The following is a 26,031-nucleotide window of genomic DNA, read 5'->3' on the forward strand; positions in this document are numbered from 1 at the left end:
GCCGCTCAGGTAAGATGAGCGCGTTCCCGCCACGGTGGCGGGAATCCGGGACCGCTCGCAACGACGGCGGCCCACGAAGAAAAAACAATAGAGGGCCGAGAGATATGTCTGGCAATTCCGCCGCAGACTTCGCCGTCTGGCGGGCGATCCTGTCCGTTGCGCGCCATGCGCCGTCGCCTCACAACGTGCAGCCGTGGCGCGTGCAGCTGATTTCCGCCGATCGCGCGGAACTGTTCGTCGACGGGGCGCGCACGCTGCCGAAAGAAGACACGACCGGTGCGTTCCTGTTGTCCGCGATGGGCATGTTCATCGAGGCGATCGCGCTGCTCGCGGCGCCGCACGGGCTGCGCGTCGAATCGCAGCTCCATCGCCCGGTCGACGCATTCGCCGAGATGCTGTCGCGCCCCACGCCGCCCGGCCTGATTCCGTTCGCTTCGTTGCGGCTCGTGCCGGCTGCCGCCGACGCGCCGCGCGACGATCCGTCCGAACTGATGATGGCGCGCCGCACGTCGCGGCTGTCGATGGACCCGACGCCGGTGCCGGAGGCGGCGGTCACGCAGCTCGCGGCGCTGGCCGACGAATGGGGGCATCGCTACACGCACCTGTCGGGCGCGGAGCGCATCGAGCCGATCATTGCAACCAACATCGACGCCGTGTTCCACGACATGAACGTCGCGCACTATCACGACGAAATCACCGCGTGGTTCCGTTACAGCGAACGCACGACGCGCCGCCATCGCGACGGCCTCGACTGGCGCTGCATGAACCTGTCGCGCGGCGAGTTCTGGCTGTCTGCGCATCTGTCGAAAATCCTGCTGTTCGCGCCGACGCGCTTCTATTTCAAGCGCCGGTATCGCCGGCAACTGGGTCACGTGCCCGCGATCGGCGTGCTGAGCGGCGACTTCTTCAACCCCGCGAACGCGATCGACTCGGGCCGTTTCCTGCTGCGCTTCTGGCTCGCGTTGACGAGCCTGGGGCTGTACCTGCATCCGTACGGCAACCTCGTCACGAACCCCGATGCGGCCGCATGGTTCAGCGCGCAGACGCAGATCGACCGCGCATGGCTGATCTTCAAGATCGGCTACTCGCGCACGCCGCCGCAAAGCCAGCGCCGCACGCTCGCCGACATCCTCGTCGACACCCCGTCCCTCTCGCCGATGCCCGCATGAACACGCTCTATCGTCTCTGTCTCGACGCCGTCCTGTGGACGCTGTGGTTCCTTCGCCGACTGATCAGCCTCGACGGACGCCTGTACGTATTCCTCAACGCGCCGGTATTCCAGCCGTTCCTCGCCCACGTCGGCCGTATGCGCGCCCGCATGGCCTTCCTGAAGGCGAGCGCGGTATGCCCGGCGTACATCGCGTTCCTCGAGGCCGAGGGCTACGACGCGCGCGGCAAATGGCGGCTGTCGGACGTGCCGGTGATGACCAAGGAAAACTACATCAAGCGCTACTCGATCGAGCAGCGCTGCTACGGCGGCGCGATTCCGAAGTCGGGCGTCGTCATCGACGAATCGTCGGGATCGACCGGCCAGCCCAACAACTGGGTGCGCAGTGCGGCCGAACGCAGCGACGTCAAGCGCATCCTGCAGCTGAACTATCAGCTCGTGTTTCGCGACTCCGGCAAGATCCTGCTGAACTGCTTCGCGCTCGGACCGTGGGCAACCGGCATGAACGTATCGATGTCGCTCGTCGACGTCGGCATCATGAAGTCGATCGGGCCGGACCGGCTCAAGCTGATCAACACGCTGAAGCTGTTCGGGCCGAAATATCAATACCTGATCTTCGGCTACCCGCCGTTCATCCGTTCGGTGGTCGACGAATGCGATATCGACCTGAGCGCGTATCACATCGATTTCATCGTCGGCGGCGAAGGGCTGTCGGAAGCGCTGCGCGATCATCTGCTGCGCAAGGCGAACACGGTGATTTCGTCGTACGGCGCGTCGGACCTCGAAATCAACATCGGCGTCGAGACGCCGACGACGATCGGCCTGCGCCGCCTGCTGTCGGGTCGCCCCGAGCTGTGCCGCGAACTGTTCGGCCGCGATACGCCGCCGATGATCTTCCAGTACAACGCGCTCGACTACGTGATCGAGACGAATGCCGACGGCGAACTGCTCGTCACCATCGGCCGGCAGTCCGGCGCGGCGCCGAAGATCCGCTACAACATTCGCGATTCCGGCGGCACCTATGCGTTCCGCGCGCTGAACGAACGCCTGTCGAAACACGGGCTGCGGCTGACCGACTTCGCGCCGCGGACCAGCTATTTCCCGTTCCTGTTCGTGTATGGCCGCAACGATTCGAGCGTGCCTTTCTACGGCTCGAAGGTGTTCCCGTCCGACATCGAGCAGATCCTGTCCGCATCGCCCGCGCTGCACGAGGCCTTCAGCACGTTCCAGCTCGCGACGAGCGAGGACGCGCAGCTGACGAGCTTCCTGCATGTCCACCTCGAACGTGCGTCGGGCGACGCGCGCATGCCGTTCGACGATGCACGGCTGCATGCCGAGCTGTTCGACGGCCTGAAGCGCGTGAATCAGGATTTTCGCGAGGTGTCGAGGCTGTTCGATCCGGCGCAGCTGGTCGTGCATCTGCACGACCACGATACGGGCCCGTTCCGCGGGCGCGACATCCGCATCAAGAACAAGTACATCGCGTGACGCGAAGGTGCGCGGCGCATCACAGCGCGGCTTCGACGATCGTGCGGCCGCGAATCGCGCGCTCGACGAGCTGCTCGTCGCCCACCTTGCGGATCGCCTCGTCGAGCAGCCCTTCCGGCTCTTCCGTCGCCACCTTCAGCAAGCCGGACAGCCCGCGCGCATCGAGCACGACCAGCGTCTCCATCGAATCCGCGCGGCTGACGAGCACGCGGCGCAGCGCCGGCCCCGCGCCGAAACTCGCGCACAGCGCGATCGTTTCGTTGTCGAGCGTGTAGTCGAAATGCTTGATCATGGTTGCCGCCGTAGCAAGGAAATGACGAGGCGCGGCGCCGGACCGCGGTCCGGTCCGTTCGCCTGCCTCATCATGCTAGGCCGGCAGTATTAACGAAGACTTAAACGGCGAATGCTGACGGCCACGCCGCATTACGCGGCGTCGAGCGGCTCGACCGTCACGCCGACCTTCAGTTCCTGGTCCGCGCCGCCGCCGCGAATCACGCCGCGCAGCGGCGTCACGTCCGCATAGTCGCGGCCGATCGACAGCATCACGTAGTCGTCGCCCGGCGCGCGGTCGTTGGTCGGATCGAGCTGCAGCCAGCCGCCGTCCTCGGGCCACGCCGGATCGTAGACCTCGACCCATGCATGCGACGCATCCGCGCCGATCAGCCGCGGCTGCCCCGGTGGCGGCTGCGTGAGCAGATAGCCGCTCACGTAGCGCGCGGCCAGCCCGAGCGAGCGCAGCGAGCCGATCATCACGTGCGCGAAATCCTGGCAGACGCCCTGGCGCAGGCGCAGCGCATCGAGCGCCGTCGTCGTGATGTCGGTGCTGTTCGGCGTATACGCGAAATCGGCGTGAATCCGACGCATCAGGTCCCATGCGGCCTGCACGAGCGGCCGCTGCGGCGTGAAGCTGGCCGCCGCGTACGCGGCGAGTTCGGGATCGCACGCGACGTGCGGCGACGTGAACACGAATTCGCTCGCGGCGTCGTACGGCTGCCCCGCGCGAAACCGGAGCCGGTCGCGCACGGCTTCCCACGCGGTCGCGCGGGCGGCGTCGGGCCGCGCGATCGCCGGCGGCGGCGCGCCGCGCGCGCCGAGCGACCATGCGGGCGGCGTCACGCGCACCGTACTGCGGCTGCGCACGAGCAGCGCGTCGTGCGGCTGGTTCAGCGCGAACGACGCGCGCGCATTGCCGAACGCGTCGAGCTCGGTGCCGACCGATGCCGGCGCAGGCTCGATGTCGAGCGCGAACGACAGCACCTGCTGGCGCGGCGTCGCGAGCGGCTGCAGGCGCGCCTGGTGCTGCGCCGATTCGACGCGCGCCGCGTATCGGTATTCGGTATCGTGCGTGACGCGCAGCAACCGGCCCGGCCCGGCGGACGGCGATGCGGCAATTGATGCGGCTGATCCGGTTGATGCAGCGCCCGACCGGCCGTCGCCGACACCAGGCGGCGTCTTCGCTGCGGCTTTCGTCGTCACCATAGCGTCCTGCCCGCCTCGCGCACGTGGCTGAAATAGCGTTCGCCGATCCGGTTCGACAGCTCCCACACCGCCTTCGCGGCCGTGTCGAGCGCGGCGAGCAGCTTGTCGTGCCGGCCGTCCTCGCCGGTCTCGCACAGCTCGTGCAGCGACCACGACGGCACGTCCGGAATCGTCTCGGCGAGCTCGGACAGCGCATAGCCTTCGCTGCGCTCGACCTTCGTCAGCCGCCCGCGCAGCGCCTGCACGACCCATCCGAGCGAGCGCGGGTTGTCGGTATCGAGCACCACGAGCGACAGCAGCGGCGCGACGTCGAAGCCGCGCTGGAACCGCGAGCGGAACGTGATCGTGCTGTCGAACAGTTCCAGCACGAGCTCGAAGCCGTCCTGCCGGTGCACGGCGCCCTCGTCGAACGCGAACTTCAGCACGCTGCACAGAAAATCCATCCGGTCGATCTGCCGGCCGATCGACAGCAGCCGCCAGCCGTCGTCGCGCGTCATGTTGTCGGTCTGCGCGCCAGTGATCGCGCCGAGCAGCAGGCCGAGGCGCTCCAGCAGCTGCAGCGCCTCGTTGCCGATCTGCTCCTCGGCTTCCGGATGATCGGCGCTGTCCGCGAACAACTGCGTCGCATCGTCGATCAGCCGCCACTGCTCGGTCGACAGGCGCTCGCGGATCGCCGCAGCGGCCGCCCGCATCCCGAACAGGCACGATGCAATTCCCGACGTGCGGTCGGCGCCGCGCGTCAGCGACGTCGCGAGCGCATGCTGGAACGCGCGCGGCGCATCGACGGCGTTCGGCGCGTCAGCGCTCAGCAGTCCGGTATCGCGGCACAGCACGTCGATCAGCTCCAGGTGCGCGGGACTGTCGACGTCGTCCTCGCCGCGCAGCCGTTCGAGCGCGGCCCGCGCGAGCCGCATCAGGTTGGTCGCGCGCTCGGTGTAGCGGCCGAGCCAGAACAGGTTCTCCGCCGCGCGGCTCGCGATCGCGCGCGGCGGGCCGACCAGATCGTCCGGGCCGAGATGGGTCTGCAGCAGCGTCGTCGAATCGACGATGCCTTCGGTCATCACCCAGGTGTCGACGGTGCTGCCGCCGCGCGGCATCGGCGCGTTGAACAGCGCGTCGCGCGTGCCGACCCGCGACAGCCCGCCCGGCAGCAGGCGCCAGCGCTGTGCGCCGTCGGCAAGCGCGAACACGCGCAGCAGCAGCGGCTTCGGCACGATGCGCGCGCCGCCGTCGCCGTCCGGCGAGTCGCGCCCCGGCCAGGTCGGCGCCTGCGACAGCGGCAGGTCGGCCTGCACCGTATAGTGCTCGGGGCGCGCGAGAATCCGCGCACGCCATTCGGCGAGCTGCGCCGGCGCGAGCCGCGAGCCGATCACCGGCTCGAACGGGCCGCCGTCCTGCACCTCGGGCGGATACGCGGCCTTCACGATGCCGCGCGCGAGCTGCGGCAGCGCGTCGTCGCACGCGGCGGCCTCGCCGCACCACCACGAGTGCACGGCGGGCAGCGTCAGCGTTTCGCCGAGCAGGCTCTCGGCGAGGCGCGGCATGAAGCCGAGCACGCCCGGCGATTCGAGGAAGCCCGAGCCCGGCGCGTTCGCGAGCAGCACATTGCCCGCGCGCACGGCCTGCAGCAGCCCCGGCACGCCGAGCAGCGAATCGGGGCGCAGTTCGAGCGGATCGAGCCACGCGTCGTCGACGCGCCGCAGGATCCCGTGCACCGGTTCGAGCCCGCGCAGCGTCTTCAGGAACACGTGGTTGTCGCGCGCAGTCAGGTCGCCGCCCTCGACGAGCGTCAGGCCGAGGTAGCGCGCGAGATAGGCATGCTCGAAATAAGCCGCGCTGTGCGGCCCGGGCGTCAGCAGCACGATCCGCGAATTCCGGCGGGTCGGGCTGAGCGCCTGCAGGCTCTCCAGCAGCGCACGGTACGCGGCCGCGAGCCGCTGCACGCGCAGCCCGCGAAAGCCGCGCGGGAACAGCCGCGACACGATCAGCCGGTTTTCCAGCAGATAGCCGAGCCCGGCCGCGCCCTGCGTGTGCTGCGCGACGATCCGCCACTGCCCGTCGGGGCCGCGCGCCAGGTCGAACGCGATCACGTGCAGCCACGTGTCGCCCGGCACGCGTGCGCCGCGCATCGCGCGCAGGTAGCCCGGATGCCCGGTGACGAGCGCGGGCGGCAGCAGCCCGCGCTGCAGGATCGTCTGCGGCCCGTACAGGTCGACCATCGTCGCGTTGAGCAGCCGCGCGCGCTGCAGCACGCCGCGCTCGATCGCGACCCAGTCCTCGGGCGTCACGATCAGCGGCAGCAGGTCGAGCGACCACGGTCCGGCCGCGCCGTCGCCGGCGCGCTGCTCGTGCAGCTGGTAGAACAAGCCGTTGTCGCGCATGCGCCGGTGCAGCGCGTCCGCGCGGCGGTCGAGATCGGCGACGCCGTCGCTGCCGATCGACGTGAAGAAGCTGCGCCACGCAGGCGCGAGCGCGGGCGCGTGCAGGCCGGCGACGCTGCCGCGCAGTTCGTCGTAGCGGCCGGCGGCCGCCGGCGCGGCAAGCGCGGCGGCCAGCTCGGCCGCGTCCGGCTGCGCGCCGGTATCGAAGAGCGTGGGCATCGCGTCGGTGTCGGCGAGATCGTCGGGGTGAATGGGCGGCACGATAGCGTTCCGTCGTCAGAGGGCGATCGCCCGCGCGCGCGGCTGCACCGGCGGCCCGCCGCCGCGCACGCGGGCGGTCTGCCGGCATCCTAGCACTCCGGCGAGGCAGCCACCGACTGGCAGGCGGAAAGATCGAGCGCCGCGCATCGCGATCGCGCCCGTCACCCGGGTCGCCGCAGGTCGAGCGTGAACGGAAATTCGCGGCTCGGCGCGGCCGCCACGACCTCCATCCGTCCCGGCGTGTGCCCCATCGCGACGAATCGCGCGAGCCGGCGGCTCTCGGCCTCGTACGCATTCACCGGGAAGGTCGCGTAGTTGCGCCCGCCCGGGTGCGCGACGTGATACCGGCAACCGCCCAACGAGCGCGCGAGCCACGTATCGACGACATCGAAGGTCAGCGGCGCGTGCACGCCGATCGTCGGGTGCAGCGCGGACGGCGGCGACCACGCCTTGTAGCGCACGCCCGCGACGTATTCGCCAACGGTGCCGGTCGGCTGCAGCGGCAGCGCGCGGCCGTTGACGGTCACGACGTGCCGGTTGTCGTTCAAGCCGGTCACGCGCACCTCGAGCCTTTCCACCGACGAATCGACGTAGCGCACCGTGCCGCCGACCGCGCCCTCCTCGCCCATCACGTGCCACGGCTCCAGCGCGCCGCGCAGCGTCAGCGCCATCCCGCTCACCGCGATCTGCCCGAACAGCGGAAAACGGAATTCGAAGTGCGGCGCGAACCACGCGGGATCGAAGCCGAACCCGGCGTCGCGCAGCTCGGCCAGCACGTCGTCGAAATCCATCTTCAGGAAGGCCGGCAGCATGAAGCGGTCGTGCAGCGCAGTGCCCCAGCGCGTCAGCGGCGTCGTGTACGGCGCGTGCCAGAAGCGCGCGACCAGCGCGCGCAGCAGCAGTTGCTGCACGACGCTCATCCGTGCATGCGGCGGCATCTCGAACGCGCGCAGTTCGAGCAGGCCGAGCCGGCCGGTCGGCGAGTCGGGCGAATACAGCTTGTCGATGCAGAATTCGCTGCGGTGCGTATTGCCGGTCACGTCGATCAGCAGGTTGCGCAGCACGCGATCGACGAGCCAGGGCGGCATGTCCTGCCCGTACAGCAGCTTGTTGCGCTGGATCTCCGCGAACGCGATGTCGAGTTCGTACAGCTGATCGTTGCGCGCCTCGTCGACGCGCGGCGCCTGGCTGGTCGGCCCGATGAACAGCCCCGAGAACAGGTACGACAGCGACGGATGGTTATGCCAGTACGCGATCAGGCTCGCGAGCAGGTCCGGGCGGCGCAGGAACGGGCTGTCGGCGGGCGTCGCGCCGCCGAGCACGAAGTGGTTGCCGCCGCCGGTACCGACGTGACGGCCGTCGACCATGAATTTCTCGCTGCACAGCCGCGACTGCCAGGCGGCGTCGTACAGGAATTCGGTCTGGTCGACGAGTTCGTCGAAACTCGATGCCGGATGGATGTTCACCTCGATCACGCCGGGATCGGGCGTCACCTGCAGCACCTTCAGCCGCGCGTCGCGCGGCGGCGGATAGCCTTCGAGCACGAGCTTCACGCCGAGCGCGTGCGCGGTCAGCTCGATCGCGCCGAGCAGCTCGAGATAGTCGTCGAGCGCGGCAAGCGGCGGCATGAACAGGTACAGCACGCCGTTACGGGCCTCGACGCACAGCGCGGTGCGCGTGATCCACGCGGCCGACTCGAAGCGCTCGGGCCGGCGCCGCGCATCCTCGGCGGCCGGCCGCCCGTCGCCGCCGGCGGCGCCGTCGTCGCGCCACTGCATCACGGTCTGCGCGGCCGCCTCGCGATGCACGCCGGTCAGATAGCGCGGCGCGTCGGCCGCGCCCGCATAGCGCGCGCGGAACGCGGCCGCATCGGGCAGCGCATCGCGCGGCGCGAACGGATCGCGTTCGACCAGATACGGATAGTCGCCGCGCGCGACCCACGGCAGCGAATCGAGCGGCAGCCGATAGCCCATCGGCGAATCGCCGGGCACGAGGTACATGCGCTCGTCGCGGAAGAACCACGGGCCCGTCTGCCAGCGCGGGCCGTCGAGTGCGGGTCGAGCGCCGCCCGAACCGTCTTCGACGCGCTTGATCGGCAGCACGTAGCCGACCACGCTGTCGAGCCGCTGTTCGAACACCTTGCGCAGCCGCGCGCGTTCGAGCTCGTCGTCCAGGCGCGAATCGAACGGATCGACGTTGACCGGCAGCCGGCGCTCGCGCCACAGGTAGTACCACACGTCCTCGTAGCCGGGCCGGATGAATTCGTCGGTCAGGTTCAGGCGCGCCGCCAGCGCGTCGATGAAGCGCTTCGCGTCGTCGGTCGTATGGGCGGACGGCTCGCGCTCGTCCGCGAACAGCGACGGATCGTTCCATGCGGGCTGGCCGTCCGCGCGCCAGAAGATCGACAGCGCCCAGCGCGGCAGCTGCTCGCCCGGATACCACTTGCCCTGCCCGAAATGCAGGAAGCCGCCGTCGCCGTATTCGGCGCGCAGGCGCTGCACGAGTTCGGTCGCGTAGCCGCGCTTGGTCGGGCCGAGCGCATCGGTGTTCCACTCCGCGCCGTCGCGATCGTCGATCGACACGAAGGTCGGCTCGCCGCCCTGCGTGAGACGCACGTCGCCGGCCGCCAGCGCGCGATCGACCTGCGTGCCGAGCGCGCGCACGGTGTCCCACTGCGCATCGGTATACGGCTTCGTCACGCGCGGCGATTCGTACACGCGCGTGACCGTCATCTCGTGCTCGAACGCGACCTCGCATTCGTCGATCAGCCCTTCGACGGGCGCCGCGCTGGTCGGCTGCGGCGTGCATGCGAGCGGGATATGCCCTTCGCCGGCCAGCAGGCCCGAGGTCGGATCGAAGCCGATCCAGCCCGCGCCGGGCAGGTAGACCTCGCACCACGCGTGCAGGTCGGTGAAATCGACCGACGTGCCGCTCGGGCCGTCGAGCGATTTCACGTCGGGCGTCAGCTGGATCAGGTAGCCCGACACGAAGCGCGCGGCGATGCCCAGATGCCGGCACAGCTGCACGAGCAGCCAGCCGCTGTCGCGGCACGATCCCGACGCGAGTTCGAGCGTCTGCTCGGGCGTCTGCACGCCGGGCTCCATCCGCACCAGATAGCGGATGTCGTGCTGCAGCTGCCGGTTCAGCGCGACCAGGAAATCCACGGTGCCGGCCGGCGTGCGATCGACGCCGTCGAGATACGCGCGAAATGCCGGCGACGCGCTGGTCGCCGGATCGCAGGCGAGATACGGCGCAAGCTCGGTCTTCAGCGCCTCGTCGTACTGGAACGGATAGCGTTCGGCGCTGCTTTCCAGGAAGAAGTCGAACGGGTTGTACACCGACATCTCGGCGACCAGATCGACCGTGATCTCGAAGTGCCGCGTGCGCTCCGGAAACACCAGGCGCGCGAGATAGTTCGAGAACGGGTCCTGCTGCCAGTTGACGAAATGCTGCGCCGGCTCGACCGTCATCGAATACGCGACGATCGGCGTACGGCAGTGCGGCGCGGGGCGCAGCCGCACGATCTGCGGACCGAGGTTGACGAGCCGGTCGTAGCGGTAGCGGGTGGTGTGATGCAGCGCGACGTGAATGGGCATGGGAGAGCCGCTCGGTTCGGGTTGGGCCGGCCGCGCGTGCCGCGTCGTCGGGACGAACGCGGCGGCGCGGCGAATTCGGCGAAGGGGCGCGTCAGACCAGTTCGGGCGACTGCACGACGCTGATCTCGACGCCGACCGCGCTCGCGCCGAGCCCCGTCACGGGCTGCGCGTCGCGGTAATCGAGGCCGACCGCGATGCGCACGTAGCGCTCGTCCGGGCAGCGGTTCATGAACGGATCGAAGCCGACCCAGCCGAGCCCTTCGACATAGGCCTCGGCCCACGCGTGGCCGGCCGGCTGCTGCGCCAGCGCGGCGGCCTGCGGCTGCGCACCGAGCGCGGCCGGCGGCAGTCCTTGCGACTGCGACTGCGACTGCGCGGCATGCGACGCGCCGAGCGCCTGCTGCATGCCGTCGCCGATCTGCAGCGCGAGCGCCGCCTCTGCGTCGTCGCCCGCCTGCTGCTTCGCGTCGGCGATGCGCTGCATCGCGCTGTCGGCCAGCACGTAGCCCGACACATAGCGCGACGGAATCTTCAGCACGCGCGCGGCCGCGATGAACGCATGCGCATGGTCGCGGCTGGTGCCCTCGCCGCTTTGCAGCGCGGTTTCCGCATCGACGGGCGCGTCGGCCGCAGTGTGCGGCGCATACGCGATGCGGCCGTGCACTTCCGTCATCAGCCAGTGCAGCGCGTCGAGGCTGTGCGGCGGGATCGGCAGCGCGTCGGCCAGCGCGCGCACGGTGTCGCCCGCTTTCGTGAGCGCCGTCTCGCGCTCGAAGATCCACGGCGGCGCATAGCCTTCGGGATGGCCGACGATGCCGGCGCGATCCTGCGTCTCGACGACGCCGGCCGCGACCACGACGATATCGGCCTTCGCGCCGCGATCGTGACGCACCAGATCGATCCGGTTGCCGAACCCGTCGGCATACGACAGCGCCGGCTCGACGCCGTCGATCGTGACCTGCCACGCGCGCACCGTCTGTCCGGGGCCCGACTGCGGGCGCAGCCGCAGCCGCTGCAGCGCATGGGCCGCCTGATCGTCGAACTGGTAACGCGAGATGTGTCGGATGGCGAGTCGCATGGCGGGCCTCAGTCGAAGTTGTATGCCTGGGCGATTTCGAGCCCGAGGCTGTTGTTGCGGCCGATGAAGTCGGTCAGGAATTCGTGCAGGCCGCTCTTGAAGATCCGCTCGACCGTGTTGTCGGACAGCATCTGCAGGATCTTCGCGGCCGTGTCGTGACACGGATGTGTCACGCCGTAATCCTTCGCGAGCAGGCTCAGGCTCGACACGACGCGCCCGTAGCAATAACGCAGCGAACGCGGCATGCGGCCGTTCAGGATCAGGTAGTCGGCGATGTTCAGCGGCTTGTACTGCACGTCGTACACCCAGCGGTACGAACGGTGCGCGGCCACGCAGCGCAGGATCGTCTCCCACTGGTAGTTGTCGAGGATGGTGCCGACGTGCGACACCGACGGCAGCAGCAGGTGGTATTTGACGTCGATGATGCGCGCGGTATTGTCGGCCCGCTCGATGAATGCGCCGATCTGCGCGAAATCGAAGATCTCGTTGCGCAGCATGGTGCTGTAGAAGCTGCCGAGGATCAGCGCGGTTTCGCGCTTCACCTGGTCGAGCACCGCCGGCAGATCGCCCTCCGGCACCGGCTGCGCGAACGCGCGCCGCAGCGCGAGCCATGCGCCGTTCACGCTCTCCCACGCCTCGCGCGTCAGCGCGGTACGCACCATCCGTGCGTTCGAGCGCGCGGCCTCGATGCACGACAGCACGCTCGACGGATTGTCGAGATCGCGCAGCAGATAGTCGGTCACGGTGTCGGCCGCGTAGGCGTCGTACTTTTGCCGGTAGCCGTCGTCGGCACCCGAGCTGACCAGTACCGACGACCATTCGGCCGGCGCGTCGGCCGTGCGCGTCAGCGCCATGCGCAGCCCGGCATCGACGATGCGCGCGATGTTTTCCGCGCGTTCGATATAGCGGTACATCCAGTAGAGACCGCTCGCAGTGCGTCCCAGAAGCATCTCGTGTCCACTCCGTGTTGGTTCGGTTCGCGCGCCGCGGACGGCGCGCGCAGTCGCCTCCGGCTCAGTCGGCCAGCACCCAGGTGTCCTTGGTGCCGCCGCCCTGGCTCGAGTTGACGACGAGCGATCCTTCCTTCAGCGCGACGCGCGTGAGCCCGCCCGGCGTGATGCGGATCCGGTCCGACACCAGCACGAACGGCCGCAAGTCGACGTGGCGCGGCGCGAGGCCGGCTTCGGTCAGGATCGGCGTCGTGGACAACGCCAGCGTGGGTTGCGCGATGTAGTTCGCGGGACGCGCACGCAGCTTCGCGGCGAACGCGTCGATCTCGGCCTTCGACGCGCACGGCCCGACCAGCATTCCGTAGCCGCCCGAGCCGTGCACTTCCTTCACGACGAGTTCGTCGAGATGGTCGAGCACGTACTTCAGGCTGTCGGCCTCGCCGCAGCGCCAGGTCGGCACGTTCTCGAGCAGCGCCTTGCGGCCCGTGTAGAACTCGACGATCTCCGGCATGTACGAATAGATCGCCTTGTCGTCGGCGATGCCGGTGCCGGGCGCGTTCGCGATCGTGATGTTGCCCGCGCGGTACACGTCCATGATCCCCGCGACGCCGAGCACCGAATCGGCGCGGAACGTGAGCGGATCGAGGAACGCGTCGTCGACGCGGCGATACAGCACGTCGATCGGCCGGAAGCCTTCGGTCGTGCGCATCGCGACGCGGCCGTCGATCACCTGCAGGTCGCTGCCCTCGACGAGATGCACGCCCATCTGGTCGGCGAGGAACGAATGCTCGTAGTACGCCGAATTGTGGATGCCGGGCGTCAGCACCGCGACGGTCGGGTTGTCCGCGTTGCCGCCCGGCGGGCACACGGCCGCGAGCGACTGGCGCAGCATCTGCGGATAGGTCTCGACCGGGCGCACCTTCACCTGCTGGAACAGCTCGGGGAAGAGCTGCATCATCGTCTCGCGGTTTTCCAGCATGTACGACACGCCGGACGGCGTGCGCGCGTTGTCTTCGAGCACGTAGAACTCGTTCTCGCCGGTGCGCACGATGTCGACGCCGATGATGTGCGTGTACACGTTGCCCGGCGGCCGGAAATCGATCATCTCCGGGATGAACGCGTCGTTGTGCGCGATCAGGTGCTTCGGCACGATCCCCGCGCGCACGATTTCCTGGCGGTGGTAGATGTCGTCGAGGAACGCGTTGAGCGCCATCACGCGCTGCTCGATGCCGAGCGACAACCGGCTCCATTCGGCGCCGGAGATGATGCGCGGCACGATGTCGAACGGGATCAGCCGTTCGGCCGCCTGCGCGTCGCCGTACACGGCGAACGTGATGCCCGTCCTGCGGAACACGCCTTCCGCGTCGTGGGCCTTCTGGGCGAGGCTCGCGGGATTCTGCGTATCGAGCCACTGTTTGAGACGCGCATAAGGCGCCCTCACACTCTCGCCGGATTGCAACATTTCATCGAATGGCTTCATCGATCTTTTCTCCATCGATCGTTTTCCCCGGCATTGCGCATGCCGGACCGGCGTAACGACTGCCAAGCAAGTAGCGTGCCTTTCGATACCCCCGTCTCGGGCCGTGGCGGGCCCGTCACATCGCACCACGACGGTGCAGCGCGCGACGCCGATCGCGGCAGCGATGCCCCGCGATCGCGCACGGCCGTTGCTACGCCGCGCTTGTCGAGCATAGTTCTCCCGCGTGTCACGAATATGCAATCTGCACTGCACCAAATCCGCGCCGCGCCGTCGCTGCGATCGGTCGTTCCGCGCGCCGTGCATCCCGACGCGGCCTTTGCTCCGCGCGGGTCGCTGCGCGGCATCGCCGCTTCGAGACGCACGTGTCCGACGCGTGGGACATGTCGAAAGGACGGCGGTCGACGCAACGCACCCGGCCGCGTTCGGGACACGCGTCGCCCTCGTGTTAACCCGGCCATGCGATCGAATGCGGGTTAGTCCGGGTTGCCGGATAAACGCAGTCGATGCCGTGCAATACGCCTCTGCGCCGGCACGATCGATTGCTTGCGCCACGCGTGTTCATCACACGTAACGCGTTCGTTCGACCGTGCGCTGCGCGCTCGAACGTATGCCCGTGTCGTCACTCGCCACCGTCCGCAATGCCCGTCATCGCATGCGTTCCGCGATCGCGCCGCACCCGCGATCGATATCATCGAACAAACAAACGTTTGCGAGTCCGAATCGTACTCGTTACTCGTTTCGCCTCGACCCCGAATAATCGTTCTGCTTTGAAAAAAGAAATACCCTGTTACAGAACAAAATAAAAGTTTCCATTTACTTGTAACCGACATATATGACCAAAACTTCGCACCCTCTTTTTTAAATCGATCCAACTGCAACCTGCATCCTATAATTGCGTGCGAGCACAGAGGCAAAAAATTCATTTCCTCAGTCGTTATTTTCGGCACGAATGTAGATACCACTGCCGTCAAATATTACGTACAGGATCATCGCTACCGGCCCGCGCGCTCCGATGTCGGCAATATCGACTTTCTTCAGCATTAAAGACAAACAACAGACCTTTCATAATCCTATTTAAATAGGATCTTTTGTGGCGTCCCACTCATGCCACACGCGGTTGTTTGTTCAAAATCCATCGTGTATCAATAGCGTGTCTCGAAGAAGCACGACGGTAAATTCCGAAGCGGAATAAATATTGCGAATGATTTCATTTTGGACGGAGGCTGGAATGTCATCTTCGTTTAGAACGCAGACGCGCCCGTTTTTAGGCATTGCCCTGTCCGCGCTGTGCGTGAATGCGGCTGCACAGACGCCTGTGCGGGCACCCGCATCCGATGCGAATACGGGTCGCTACGTGATCTCGTACGTCTGCGGCGACGCGCAGATCGACGGCACCGCACCGCTTCCGCCCGACGGGCGCCCATACAACCTCGGCGTGTCGTTTGCGTCGGCCAAGACCGGCCAGCCGATTGCGAACGTGCAGGTGCGCCTGCGACGCCACGGCCGCGTGCTCGTCGAATTCAACGCGTCCGGATCGCGCTGCCTGTTCAGCGTCCCCGAGGCGAGCTACCGGATCGAGGGCACCTATCAGGGTGCCGAACAGTTCGCGATCGTCGAAACCGGCGCACTGACCACGCAGCTGCGATGGTGAGTCCCGCCTGAAGCCGAGCGTCGGGCGCGCCCGATCGCACCGCCCACCGCAAGCTCATCGAAGCGAGGAACCTTGAATGACTCGTGCAGAACGACCTGACGACAACCCCATGCGCCAGCCGAAGCCCTCATGGGGTCCGGGAAAGAATGCGGCACTCAGCTTCGTCGCGTTTGCCGCGATCTTCGGCGTCTTCGCGTATGTCGAGCGAGACGTGGGTGTCGGCCATGGCGACGTGACGCACGATCTGTCCAGGTTGATCGGGAACACGATCGGGCAATACCGCCACGCGATCGTGACGGCCGCCTCCGGCGCCTCCGACGCGATCGGCACCGCCACGCGCAGCGAGCCGCCGGCAACGGTGCCGCAGGCCGCGCCGCCCGCGGCCGCGGTGTCGCCGACGCCGACCGTATCGTCGTACGCATCGGCGGCGGCGACCTCGGCCGCACCGCCGGCCACGCTCGCGGCCAATCCGGAACCCCCGTATCACGCCACCGCGAAGCACGCGCGGGCGTCGCATGCGCGGCCGCTGACGACGGCCGCCGATACGCATTCGACACCGGCCCACGGCCGCGTCCGTGCGCGGCCGGACGACACGCATCGCACGTCGCGTCCGGCGGCGTTCGCAAGCGCCAGAAAACCTCCGGATGTCACGCCGAGGCCGCAGCCGTTCAACGACGACGCACCCCGCTTGCAGACGGCCAGCGTCACCCGCGAGGAACTGGAAGGCGCCCGGGCACTGGCGAAAGCACGCTGGTGCGCACAGATCAGCGAATGGAGCTGTGTCGAACAGAACGCGAGCCGGGCGCTCGCCATCGACCCGAGGAACAGCGAATCGCGTGCGCTGCTGGGGCAGGCGATCCGCAATCGCCTGTAAAGCGACCGGGCGCGCCGGGCCTTTTTCCCGGACCGGCGCCGATCGGCGGCGAACCTCTTCGGGTGTGCACCGAGGTGATCGTTTCTAACCGAGGTGATCGTTTCACCAAGTGAGGACACACCGTGGCTAACAATCGTGAACAACAATGCACCACCGTCGCGCCGCCCACCCGGCGGATCCTCCTGCATGCGCCGCTCGTCTTGCTGCTCGTCGCATCGGGCTCCTGCTTCGCCGCCGACGGCGACACCGAATCGGGCGGTGCAAGCGAGATCGCCGGAACGAACGGCGCACCGGATGCCAAGCCTTCGGACACGCCGACCGCAGGCGCCCCGACGCAGCTTGCCGCGCTCGCCGACGCTCAGCCGCCGAACGCCCCGACGCTGATTGCGCAGGCATCGGGCGCCGCGACGCCCGCTCCGTCGGTGCCCGCTCCGACGATGCCCGCGGTGCCCGCGCCGGGCGCCGCGATGCCGGGCACGCCGCCGTCGACGACGCCGATGCCCGGCTCGCCGCCGTCGAGTGCGCAGCAGCCCGAAGCGCAAACCCCGAACGCGCAGGCGCCGAACCTGCGCACCGCCGATCGCGAGACCATCCGCAACGACGTGTTCGGCCTTGCCGCGAGCGGCGGCGCGATCAAGGCGCTCGACGAAGCGAAGGCGCGACCCGACGCGTTCTCGGCCGTCGATCTCGCGCAACTGGAAGAACTGTCGATTCGCCAGCAAGTGCGCGGCGGCCGCGACAAGTCGCGCTCGATGACGAGCGCCGATCGCTTCGACGGCCTCGACAGCGCGCTGCGCGCCGCCGACGACCTCGACCGGCGCATGCCGGCCACGCCCGAGTATTCGGCGGTCAGGACCTCGCTCGCCGGAGACCGGACGGTCGCCTACGCCGCGCGCGGCGACATGAACAAGGCTGTCGCGACGTTCGAAACGATTCCGCCGGATGCGGAGATTTCGGTCGATGCGCTGGCGGCCGTCGGCGACGCCTATCTGTATCTGAACGAACCGGGGAAAGCCAACGTCGTCTATCAGCGCGCACTGACGCAGGCGACCGCGTCGCCGACCGATCACGCGACGCGCGGTTTCCAGTACGGCGCGCGCACGCGCCCGATCGAGCTGCGCGAAGGCCTGTTCTGGTCGTATATCGACCAGGGCCGCGCGAGCGACGCCGGCAAGGTGCTCGACGACATGGGCAAGTCGCTGCCGGCGGCCGGCCAGGTGAACACCTGGGGGCCGGCGAACGACGACTACCTGCGCTACTACCGGCTGCGCGCGCAGTACCTGATCAATACCGGCCACGTCGACGAAGGCATCGCCGCGCTGGAACAGCTCGAAAAGCAGGTGCCGTTCAACGCCGAGGTCCGCGCCGCGCACGCCGACGCGGTTTCGGGCCAGTCGCATCCGCGTCAGGCGATTGCGATGTACCGCGCGTCGCTGACCGATCACCCCGACAGCGTTGAGATGCTCGCCGGGCTCGGCCGCGCGTCGCTCGCGGCGGACGACTACGCGACCGCACGCAGCGTCAACCAGACCTTCGACAACACGTTTCCCGACAGCGGCGCGGTGCGCCAGTTCAAGCGCGACTACAACGCGTACCGCAGCCCCGTGTTCACGACCGACCTCAGCTACGAACACGGCAACAGCGCATTGGCCGACAACGCGTTCACGTCGGACAGCTACGTGTTTTCGCAACCGTTCGGCGACAACTGGCGGGTCTTTTCGCACACGTTCTACGGCCATGCGCAAACCGACAGCGGCGACGTCAGTCGGACGCGCACCGGCGTCGGCGGCGACTACCGGCACGGGCCGCTGACCATCATGGGCGAGGTCACGCGCTCGTTCGGCTCGGACCGGCGCACCGGCGGCCGCGGTTCGATCGCCTACGCGCTCAACGACTACTGGACGGTGAGCGGCTCGCTCGACACCAACGACAACTCGCTGCCATGGAAAGCCTATGCCGCGCATGTATGGGGCCGCACCGCGAACGTCGAGGTCGTGTACCGCCAGAACGACCGGCGCGAGGTCAAGCTGAGCTACGGCGTGAGCCGCTACAGCGATTCGAACCTGCATCAGGAGATTGCCGCGACCGCCACGCAGCGCGTGTACACGTCCGCGAACCAGCTCGTCAACGTATCGCTGGATCTCGGCACCGACAGCAACACGCGCAACGACGTGTCCTACTTCAGCCCGGGCCGCGACTATGCCGCCGCGGCGACCGTGATGCACCAGCTGACGATGTGGAAGAAGGGCGACATGTCGCTGCAGCAGCGCATCTCGGTGTCCGGTGGTGCATACAACGAGCGCGGCTTCGGCACCAGCGCGCTGTGGAGCGCGCGCCTCGAGCACGCGTGGACCTTCAAGCACGACATCACGCTGAGCTACGGCGTCGAAGTCGGCAGCCACGCGTACGACGGCCAGCGCGAACGCTCCGAAACCGGCTTCATGTCGGTCAACCTGCCGTTCTAGCAACAGGAGTTCACTTCATGCAATCCAGACGGACCTTCATGTGCGGATGCCTCGGCGCGTTTGCCGCCTGTTCGCTGTTTCCGGGTGTGACGAAGGCCAGGATGATCGATCTGCTGCCGCCGTCCGACCCGGCCGACGGCAAGACGTTTCGCGTGATCTGCATGCACGACGTGCGCGACAACCTGCTGGCGAGCTTCTCGAACAACGCGATGGTCGACCCGTATGCAGTGGACACCGGCACGCTGACCGCGATCTTCTCGTGGCTGCAGACGAACAACTACCACACCGTCACGGTCAAGCAGATCGAGGCGTCGCGGCACGGCGGCAAGCCGCTGCCGCCGCGTTCGGTGCTGCTCACGTTCGACGACGGCTATCGCAGTCACTACACGAAAGTCCTGCCGCTGCTCGAGCGCTTCCAGTATCCGGCCGTGATGGGCATCGTCACCGCGTGGATCGACGCGCCGCCGAATGCGCCGATCCGCATCAGCGACAAGATCGAGATGCCGCGCGACTACTTCATGTCGTGGGACGAGGTGAAGAAGATCGGCTCGTCGAATCTGGTCGAGCTTGCCTGCCACACGCACAACCTCCATCACGGCGCGGTCGCGAACCCGCAGGGCAACGAGCTGCCGGCCACCACCTCCCATCTGTATCTGGAGGATGAAAAGCGCTACGAGACCGATGCGGAGTTCGAGGCGCGCGTGCACAACGACCTGCAAACCTGCATCCAGCAGATTCGCGACCGCACCGGCATCGTCGCGCGCTCGATGGTCTGGCCGTACGGCGCGGAAAACCAGCCCGTACGCAAGATCTCGACGTCGCTCGGCATGGACATCCAGTTCAGCCTCGACGCCGGCCCGAACACGCCCGACGTGCCGCTCGATCGCCTGCGGCGAATCCTGATGATGTACGACGTCGACATCGGCGGCTTCGAGCGGTCGATGCGCGAGCCGGCGACCAACCGCGGCGACGTCGACGTGCCCGAGCGCGTCGTGCAGGTGGATCTCGACCAGGTCTACGATCCGAACCCCGCACAACAGGAAAAGAACCTCGGCGGCCTGATCGAGCGCATCTACCGGATGCAGCCGAAATCCGTGTACCTGCAGGCGTTCGCCGATCCGAAAGGCACCGGCGTCGCGGAGGCGCTGTATTTTCCGAACCGCCACCTGCCGATGCGCGCCGACCTGTTCTCGCGCGCCGCATGGCAGCTCAGCACGCGCGCCAACGTGCAGGTCTACGCATGGATGCCGGTGCTCGCGTTCCGGCCGCCGCCGGACAAGCACCGCGGGCTCGAAGCCGTCAGCGCGTACGGCGGCGCGCCCGCGCGCGAGAACGGCACGCGCGTGTTCCGCCTGAGCCCGTTCGATCCGGATGCGCGCCTGGTGATCGAACAGATCTACGAGGATCTCGGCAAGTACGCGTCGTTCGGCGGCATCCTGTTCAGCGACGATGCGGTGCTCGACGACTACGAGGACGCCGGCCGCCATGCGCTGCGCGCGTATGCGCAGTGGGGGCTGCCGGCCGACATCGGCAAGATTCGCGCGACCCCGGACCTGATGAGCCGCTGGACGCGGCAGAAGACGCGCTACCTGATCAACCTGACACGGCAGCTCGAACAGATCGTGCTGGCGAACCAGAACGCCGGCGACGTGCTGACCGCGCGCAACATGTTCGCGCTGCCGGTGCTGAAGCCCGAATCCGAAGCGTGGTACGCGCAGAACTACGACGATTTCCTCGCGGCCTACGACTTCGTCGCGCTGATGGCGATGCCCTACATGGAGCAGGCGTCGGACCCCGACCGCTGGCTCGACCGGCTCGTCGAAGTCGTCAAGAGCAAACCGCGCGGCTTCTCGCGCACCGTGTTCGAGCTGCAGGCGTACGACTGGCATGCGCGCAAGGAGGTGCCGGCCAGCACGCTGCTCGCGCAGATGCGGCGGCTGCGCAGCCTCGGCGCGGTGAACTTCGGCTACTACCCGGACAACTACCTGCACGACCAGCCGACCCTCGATGCGATGCGCGACGTGATGTCGCTGAAGTCGCGACTCGATCCGACCTCGATCAACGCGCTGATGCAGATGCATCGCCAGCAGGGGACGAAGACGCCATGACCACCCATACGATCATCACGCGCCTGCAGGACTTCGTCTTCTACTACCCGTTCTTCATGTCGTACCTGTGGATGATCGGCGGCGTCGTGCACTACTTCCTGCTCGAGGAAGGCCGCGAGCTGTCGGCGCGGACCATCGCGGCGAGCGGCATCCCGAAGATCTCGATCGTCGTGCCCTGCTTCAACGAGGAGGCCAACGCGCGCAGCGTGATCGGCCACCTGAACGGGATGGACTATCCGAACTACGACATCATCGCGGTCAACGACGGCAGCAAGGATCGCACCGGCGAGATCCTCAACGAGCTGGCCGCCGAGATTCCGCGGCTGCTCGTGATCCACCACGCGCGCAACGAAGGCAAGGCGGTCGGGCTCACCACCGCGGCGGCGGTATCGAATGCGGAATTCCTGCTCTGCATCGACGGCGATTCGCTGCTCGCGCACGACGCGGTCGGCTGGATGCTCGAGCATTTCCTGACCGACCCGGGCGTCGGCGCCGTCACCGGCAACCCGCGCATCCGTACGCGCACGTCGCTGCTCGGCCGCATGCAGGTCGGCGAATTCTCGTCGATCGTCGGGCTGATCAAGCGCACGCAGCAGGTGTACGGCCGCATCTTCACGGTGTCGGGCGTCGTCACGATGTTCCGCAAGACCGCGCTCGCCGACGTCGGCTACTGGAGCTCGGACATGCTGACCGAGGACATCGACATCAGCTGGAAGCTGCAGTGCCGCGACTGGCGCGTGGTCTACGAGCCGCACGCATTGAGCTGGATCCTGATGCCCGAGACGCTGAAGGGGCTCTACCGGCAGCGGCTGCGCTGGGCGAAAGGCGGCATCCAGGTGCTGCTCAAGTATGCCGGCACGCTTGCGCGTCCCACGCAGATGATGATGTGGCCGCTGTTCGTCGAATACCTGATCGGCATCGCATGGGCATACGCGATGTCGTTCATCCTGCTGCTCGCGCTGATCGGCGTCATCTATCCGCTGCCGAAGAACTGGCACGTGTCCGTCGTGCCGCACTGGCACGGGATGCTGCTGGTCGCGACCTGCATCCTGCAACTGATCATCGGCAGCATGATCGATCGCCGCTACGACGAAAAACTGCTGATGTATTTCCTGGATACCGTCTGGTATCCCGTCGCTTTCTGGCTGATCAGCATGATCACCACCGTCATCGCGCTGCCCGCCGTGATGCTGCGGGGGCGTGGCAAGCGGGCCGTATGGGTCAGTCCCGACCGAGGCATCCAACATGAAGAACGCACCGATTATTGACCTGTCCCTGCGCACGCCGCGCGAAATGATGGCCGAACGCGGCGGGATCGCCGGGTTCGTGCTCGTCGCCTGGTTCCGCTTCGTGCGACCTGCGCTGGTCGGCGCCGTCTGGGCGTCGATCTGCATCTACACGTATCGCTACCTGCTGCCGTTCAACCAGGCGGAAATGCCGATCGAGCAACTGGTGTTCTACGTGACCTGCATTGCGCTGATCGCGGGTTTGCTGGTCACGTGGCTGATCGCCGGCCGCGTCGTGCACCCGCTCGCCTATCGGCTGCGCGTATCGAAAATGCTGCGGCGCTCGGCCAGCGTGAAGGTGCGCTCGGTGCCGGCGAGCCTGCAGAGCACGCGGCGGCGCAGCGCCGCGCGTGCGACGCGGATACTCGTCGCGTCGCACGACGCGAACGGATCGATTTGCGGCATCGAATGGATCGCCCATGCGGAGCCGCAGCCCCGCGACTGGACGACCGGCGAAACGGGACACAACGCATGAGACGGCATCCGCATCGCACGGCGCGCAGTCCGACGCCCTGCTGCCGCGCGAGGCGGGCAACCCGGCATTTTCTTCTGGACGAGGTGACATATGTGCGGAATCGTCGGAGCAAGCGGCATGAACAATCAGGTGCCGCAACTGGTCAACGCGCTGAGCAGGCTCGAATATCGCGGCTACGACTCGTGCGGCATCGCGGTGCAGCGCGACGGCCGGCTGCGCAGCGAGCGTACGCTGCGACGCGTGGCGGACCTGCAGGATCGCGTGCTGACGCTGGGCCTCGAAGCGCAGACCTGCATTGCGCATACACGCTGGGCGACCCATGGCGCGCCGTCGGAGATGAATGCGCATCCGATCATGTCGGGCGACACGATCGCGGTCGTGCACAACGGGATCATCGAGAACCACGACACGCTGCGCTCGGAGCTGCGGCAGCGCGGCTACACGTTCCGCGGCGAGACGGATACCGAAGTGATCGCGCATCTGATCCACAGCGTCTATCGCGACGACCTGTTCGACGCCGTCACGCACGCGGTCAAGCGCCTGCACGGCGCATACGCGATCGCCGTGCTGAGCGCGCGCGAGCCGCAGCGACTGGTCGCCGCGCGCGCGGGCTCGCCGCTGGTGATCGGCATCGGCGCGACGCAGAACTATCTTGCGTCCGACTGCGCGGCGCTCGCCGACCTGACCGACCGTTTCGTCTACCTCGAGGATGGCGACGTCGCGCTGATCACGCCGGAGCGGATCGCTGTCGTCGACGCGCTCGGGCATGAAGCGCGGCGGCCGCTCTGCGAAGTCCGCACGCGCGACGGCGATGCCGCGCTCGGGCCCTACCAGCATTTCATGCAGAAGGAAATCTTCGAGCAGCCGAAGGCAATCGACAACACGCTCGACGGCATCGATACCATCTCGCCGGCGCTGTTCGGCGAGCAGGCCGACACGCGCGCGCTGCTGTCGAAGGTGAAAAGCGTGCTGCTGCTCGGCTGCGGCACCAGCTATTACGCGGGGCTGACCGCGAAATACTGGCTCGAGTCGATCGCCGGCATGCCCGCGCAGGTCGAGATCGCGAGCGAATTCCGCTATCGCGATACCGTCGCCGATCCGCGCACGCTCGTCGTCGGCATCTCGCAGTCCGGCGAGACCGCCGACACGATCGGCGCGCTCGACCGTGCACGCGAGATGGGCCAGGATCTGTCGATGGCGATCTGCAACGTCGCGACCAGCACGATCGCGCGCAACGCGCCGCTGCGCTTCCTGACCCGCGCCGGCATCGAGCTCGGCGTCGCGTCGACCAAGGCGTTCACGACGCAGCTGGTCGCGCTGTTCCTGCTGACGCTGACGCTCGCGCAACAGCGCGGCCGGCTCGACGCCGCGCAGACGGCCGCGCATCTGCAGCAGCTGCGCGCGCTGCCGGAACGCATCGGTCATGCGCTGGCGCTCGAAACGCAGATCATGGGCTGGACCGCGAAGTTCGCGAAGAACGAGAACGCGCTGTTCCTCGGGCGCGGGATTCATTTCCCGATCGCGATGGAAGGCGCACTGAAGCTCAAGGAAGTGTCGTATATCCATGCGGAAGGCTATCCGGCCGGCGAGCTGAAGCACGGCCCGCTCGCGCTGGTGACGAGCGCGATGCCGGTCGTGACGATCGCGCCCGACGACCGGCTGTTCCAGAAGCTGAAATCCAACATGGCCGAGGTGCGTGCGCGCGGCGGACGGCTCTACGTGCTCGCGGGCCATCAGCTCGAGATCGACGCCGACCGCGATACGCACGTGATCCGCGTGCGCGAGTCGGGCGATGCGCTGTCGCCGATCGTCAACGTGATTCCGCTGCAACTGCTCGCGTACCACGTCGGCTGCACGCGCGGCGCCGACGTCGACAAGCCGCGCAATCTCGCGAAGTCGGTGACCGTCGAATGACGCCGTCGCCCGGCCCGCGGCAGGCTGCCGCGCAGCCGCGCGCGACTGGGCGTGCGGCTGCGCGCTGCGTCGCAGCGCTCTGCGGCGCCTGCATCGTCGCCGCTCAACCGGCCGCGTTCGCGGGCGCGCCGGTCGTGCATACGGTCACGGTGCAGTCGCTCGCCGTGCAACAGGAAACCGGCGACCCGCGGCGCTTCATGCACGGCATCGGCGTGGCCGATGCCGGAGGCGGCCGGCGCTGGATCTTCTTCAGCAGTTCGGGCATCGTGCCGCGCGGCGCGCTGCGCAACGGCAACTGGCCGCACGACGTGTATGTCGGCGAATGGCAGCCGGGCAATCCGCACATGCTGCGCGTGCATACCTTCATCAGCCGCCCGGAAGCGCAGGAGCCCGTATCGATCGCACAGAACGGGCGCGGCGACATCTTCGTCACGTTCGAGGACGGCTGGAACGCACCGCAGCAGGTCAGCCAGCGCTACGGCATCTACCGGCGCGACCTGAAGCCGGTCAAGCCGTACCCGAACGACGTCGAGTCGGGCGGCCATTCGGGGCACGTCGCGGCCGTCGGCGAACGCTTCGTCGTGTTCTACTCGGCCGACTGGGTGGACGGCGGCGGCGTCGACAATCTCGGCACCGGCAACGGCGTCTACCTGAAAACCTACGATGCGGCCGGCCACGTGCTGAACCACGTGGCCGTCGCGCCGCACCGCCGCGAATGGTGGCCGATGATCGCGGGTTCGCCGCACAAGGCGCTGCTGGTCTGGCAGAAATTCATCGAAGGCAGCACCGACGCGACGCTCGACTACGCGATGTTCGACCCCGTCACTGCGAAGCTCGACAAGCTCGGCACGCTGAACGACGCGATCCAGTACTACGTGTATTCGACGGCCTACGTGCCGGACATCGACCGCTTCATCGTCGTCACGACGACGGCGAACGGCCGCGGCGTCGCGATGCTGATCGATCCGGACGGCCATCGCACCGCCACGCTCGACTGCCTGCCGGCGTCGGTGCGCGAATCCGGCATCGGCGTGGCCGGCTCGCTCGCGTATGTGCCGACGCGCGACGGACGCCTGCTGACGCTCGCGCTGTCGCCTGCGCGGATCGCCGTGCGCGGCGTGCAGCGGTCGCCGATTCCATGGAGCCCGACCGGCATCGCCGGCTTTCCCGCGCGCGACGACACGATGCATTTCGTGTCGCTGACGCCGGCCGGCGCGCGCGAAGCCGACTTCGATCCACAGCAGGAAACGCGCGCGTCCGACCTCGGCAACGCGTGCCCGAACGGGTCGTGAAGCGGCAGCGTCGCGCCGCCTGACCTCCTGGCCGGCATCGCGCACACGCGATTCCCCCGCCCGCTTTTCCGGTCGCGAGCTCGCC

Annotated in this window: 17 protein-coding genes; 10 read left to right on the forward strand and 7 right to left on the reverse strand. The window is 67.8% G+C overall.

The features are described from left to right. Positions 1-104 precede the first annotated feature (104 nt). Positions 105-1,169, forward strand: a complete 1,065-nt coding sequence (locus BST28156_RS00640; protein ID WP_174901151.1) for a nitroreductase family protein — start codon at positions 105-107, stop codon at positions 1,167-1,169. Continuing rightward, complete coding sequence (locus tag BST28156_RS34615) at positions 1,166-2,656, forward strand: phenylacetate--CoA ligase family protein (protein WP_052102297.1); 1,491 nt, start codon at positions 1,166-1,168, stop codon at positions 2,654-2,656. The genes BST28156_RS00640 and BST28156_RS34615 overlap by 4 nt, the downstream gene beginning before the upstream one ends. 19 nt (positions 2,657-2,675) lie before the next feature. Here the strand turns inward: BST28156_RS34615 and BST28156_RS00650 are convergent, their stop codons facing one another. The 7 genes from BST28156_RS00650 to BST28156_RS00680 all read right to left on the reverse strand — a co-directional run bounded on the left by BST28156_RS00650 (position 2,676) and on the right by BST28156_RS00680 (position 13,881). After that, positions 2,676-2,948: a hypothetical protein gene (locus tag BST28156_RS00650; protein WP_174901152.1), complete on the reverse strand. Its 273-nt coding sequence runs from the start codon at positions 2,946-2,948 to the stop codon at positions 2,676-2,678. Between the two features lie 131 nt (positions 2,949-3,079). Continuing rightward, positions 3,080-4,135, reverse strand: coding sequence for a transglutaminase family protein (locus BST28156_RS00655; protein ID WP_174901153.1), 1,056 nt, complete (start codon positions 4,133-4,135; stop codon positions 3,080-3,082). After that, a complete protein-coding gene (locus tag BST28156_RS00660; protein WP_174901365.1) occupies positions 4,129-6,735 on the reverse strand; it encodes a circularly permuted type 2 ATP-grasp protein in 2,607 nt (868 codons plus the stop codon). The genes BST28156_RS00655 and BST28156_RS00660 overlap by 7 nt, the downstream gene beginning before the upstream one ends. 203 nt (positions 6,736-6,938) lie before the next feature. Then, positions 6,939-10,373 (reverse strand): transglutaminase family protein, encoded by a 3,435-nt coding sequence (locus BST28156_RS00665; RefSeq protein WP_174901154.1) that lies wholly within the window; start codon positions 10,371-10,373, stop codon positions 6,939-6,941. Positions 10,374-10,464: 91 nt separating this feature from the next. Beyond that, positions 10,465-11,451 carry a transglutaminase family protein gene (locus BST28156_RS00670; protein WP_174901155.1) on the reverse strand — a complete coding sequence of 329 codons (987 nt, stop codon included), beginning with the start codon at positions 11,449-11,451 and terminating at the stop codon, positions 10,465-10,467. 8 nt (positions 11,452-11,459) lie between these two features. Continuing rightward, positions 11,460-12,401 carry an alpha-E domain-containing protein gene (locus BST28156_RS00675; protein WP_060238739.1) on the reverse strand — a complete coding sequence of 314 codons (942 nt, stop codon included), beginning with the start codon at positions 12,399-12,401 and terminating at the stop codon, positions 11,460-11,462. A 64-nt stretch (positions 12,402-12,465) separates the two neighbouring features. After that, positions 12,466-13,881 carry a circularly permuted type 2 ATP-grasp protein gene (locus tag BST28156_RS00680; protein WP_060238743.1) on the reverse strand — a complete coding sequence of 472 codons (1,416 nt, stop codon included), beginning with the start codon at positions 13,879-13,881 and terminating at the stop codon, positions 12,466-12,468. Between the two features lie 1,228 nt (positions 13,882-15,109). Here BST28156_RS00680 and BST28156_RS00685 point away from each other — a divergent pair. The 8 genes from BST28156_RS00685 (at position 15,110) to BST28156_RS00720 (ending at position 25,946) form a co-directional block, all read left to right on the forward strand. Next, complete coding sequence (locus tag BST28156_RS00685) at positions 15,110-15,532, forward strand: hypothetical protein (RefSeq protein WP_174901156.1); 423 nt, start codon at positions 15,110-15,112, stop codon at positions 15,530-15,532. A gap of 76 nt (positions 15,533-15,608) precedes the next feature. Then, positions 15,609-16,406 (forward strand): hypothetical protein, encoded by a 798-nt coding sequence (locus BST28156_RS00690; RefSeq protein WP_060238748.1) that lies wholly within the window; start codon positions 15,609-15,611, stop codon positions 16,404-16,406. Positions 16,407-16,528: 122 nt separating this feature from the next. Next, the gene (pgaA, locus tag BST28156_RS00695; protein WP_174901157.1) at positions 16,529-18,871 is read left to right on the forward strand and encodes a poly-beta-1,6 N-acetyl-D-glucosamine export porin PgaA; all 2,343 of its coding nucleotides are present in this window, start codon (positions 16,529-16,531) and stop codon (positions 18,869-18,871) included. A 17-nt stretch (positions 18,872-18,888) separates the two neighbouring features. Then, positions 18,889-20,979: a poly-beta-1,6-N-acetyl-D-glucosamine N-deacetylase PgaB gene (gene pgaB, locus BST28156_RS00700; protein WP_174901158.1), complete on the forward strand. Its 2,091-nt coding sequence runs from the start codon at positions 18,889-18,891 to the stop codon at positions 20,977-20,979. Continuing rightward, positions 20,976-22,247: a poly-beta-1,6-N-acetyl-D-glucosamine synthase gene (gene pgaC / locus BST28156_RS00705; RefSeq protein ID WP_060238761.1), complete on the forward strand. Its 1,272-nt coding sequence runs from the start codon at positions 20,976-20,978 to the stop codon at positions 22,245-22,247. The genes pgaB and pgaC overlap by 4 nt, the downstream gene beginning before the upstream one ends. Next, a complete protein-coding gene (locus BST28156_RS00710; protein ID WP_174901159.1) occupies positions 22,225-22,740 on the forward strand; it encodes a Biofilm PGA synthesis auxiliary protein PgaD in 516 nt (171 codons plus the stop codon). The genes pgaC and BST28156_RS00710 overlap by 23 nt, the downstream gene beginning before the upstream one ends. 90 nt (positions 22,741-22,830) lie before the next feature. Continuing rightward, complete coding sequence (gene glmS / locus BST28156_RS00715; RefSeq protein WP_060238766.1) at positions 22,831-24,654, forward strand: glutamine--fructose-6-phosphate transaminase (isomerizing); 1,824 nt, start codon at positions 22,831-22,833, stop codon at positions 24,652-24,654. Then, positions 24,651-25,946, forward strand: coding sequence for a hypothetical protein (locus tag BST28156_RS00720; protein WP_174901160.1), 1,296 nt, complete (start codon positions 24,651-24,653; stop codon positions 25,944-25,946). Before glmS ends, BST28156_RS00720 begins: the two co-directional genes overlap by 4 nt. Positions 25,947-26,031: the final 85 nt, after the last annotated feature.

This window comes from Burkholderia pseudomultivorans, assembly GCF_902499075.1.
GTDB classification, from domain to species: Bacteria; Pseudomonadota; Gammaproteobacteria; order Burkholderiales; family Burkholderiaceae; genus Burkholderia; species Burkholderia pseudomultivorans.

Bases quoted from the DNA above. Each gene is read 5' to 3' on its own strand.
- BST28156_RS00690 (WP_060238748.1), top strand. From the start codon at position 15,609: ATGACTCGTGCAGAACGACCTGACGACAACCCCATGCGCCAGCCGAAG.
- BST28156_RS00670 (WP_174901155.1), bottom strand. From the start codon at position 11,451: ATGCGACTCGCCATCCGACACATCTCGCGTTACCAGTTCGACGATCAG.
- BST28156_RS00685 (WP_174901156.1), top strand. From the start codon at position 15,110: ATGTCATCTTCGTTTAGAACGCAGACGCGCCCGTTTTTAGGCATTGCC.
- BST28156_RS00720 (WP_174901160.1), top strand. From the start codon at position 24,651: ATGACGCCGTCGCCCGGCCCGCGGCAGGCTGCCGCGCAGCCGCGCGCG.
- glmS (WP_060238766.1), top strand. From the start codon at position 22,831: ATGTGCGGAATCGTCGGAGCAAGCGGCATGAACAATCAGGTGCCGCAA.
- BST28156_RS00680 (WP_060238743.1), bottom strand. From the start codon at position 13,881: ATGAAGCCATTCGATGAAATGTTGCAATCCGGCGAGAGTGTGAGGGCG.
- BST28156_RS00665 (WP_174901154.1), bottom strand. From the start codon at position 10,373: ATGCCCATTCACGTCGCGCTGCATCACACCACCCGCTACCGCTACGAC.
- BST28156_RS00675 (WP_060238739.1), bottom strand. From the start codon at position 12,401: ATGCTTCTGGGACGCACTGCGAGCGGTCTCTACTGGATGTACCGCTAT.
- pgaB (WP_174901158.1), top strand. From the start codon at position 18,889: ATGCAATCCAGACGGACCTTCATGTGCGGATGCCTCGGCGCGTTTGCC.
- BST28156_RS00640 (WP_174901151.1), top strand. From the start codon at position 105: ATGTCTGGCAATTCCGCCGCAGACTTCGCCGTCTGGCGGGCGATCCTG.
- BST28156_RS00710 (WP_174901159.1), top strand. From the start codon at position 22,225: ATGAAGAACGCACCGATTATTGACCTGTCCCTGCGCACGCCGCGCGAA.
- BST28156_RS34615 (WP_052102297.1), top strand. From the start codon at position 1,166: ATGAACACGCTCTATCGTCTCTGTCTCGACGCCGTCCTGTGGACGCTG.
- BST28156_RS00655 (WP_174901153.1), bottom strand. From the start codon at position 4,135: ATGGTGACGACGAAAGCCGCAGCGAAGACGCCGCCTGGTGTCGGCGAC.
- pgaC (WP_060238761.1), top strand. From the start codon at position 20,976: ATGACCACCCATACGATCATCACGCGCCTGCAGGACTTCGTCTTCTAC.
- BST28156_RS00660 (WP_174901365.1), bottom strand. From the start codon at position 6,735: ATGCCCACGCTCTTCGATACCGGCGCGCAGCCGGACGCGGCCGAGCTG.
- BST28156_RS00650 (WP_174901152.1), bottom strand. From the start codon at position 2,948: ATGATCAAGCATTTCGACTACACGCTCGACAACGAAACGATCGCGCTG.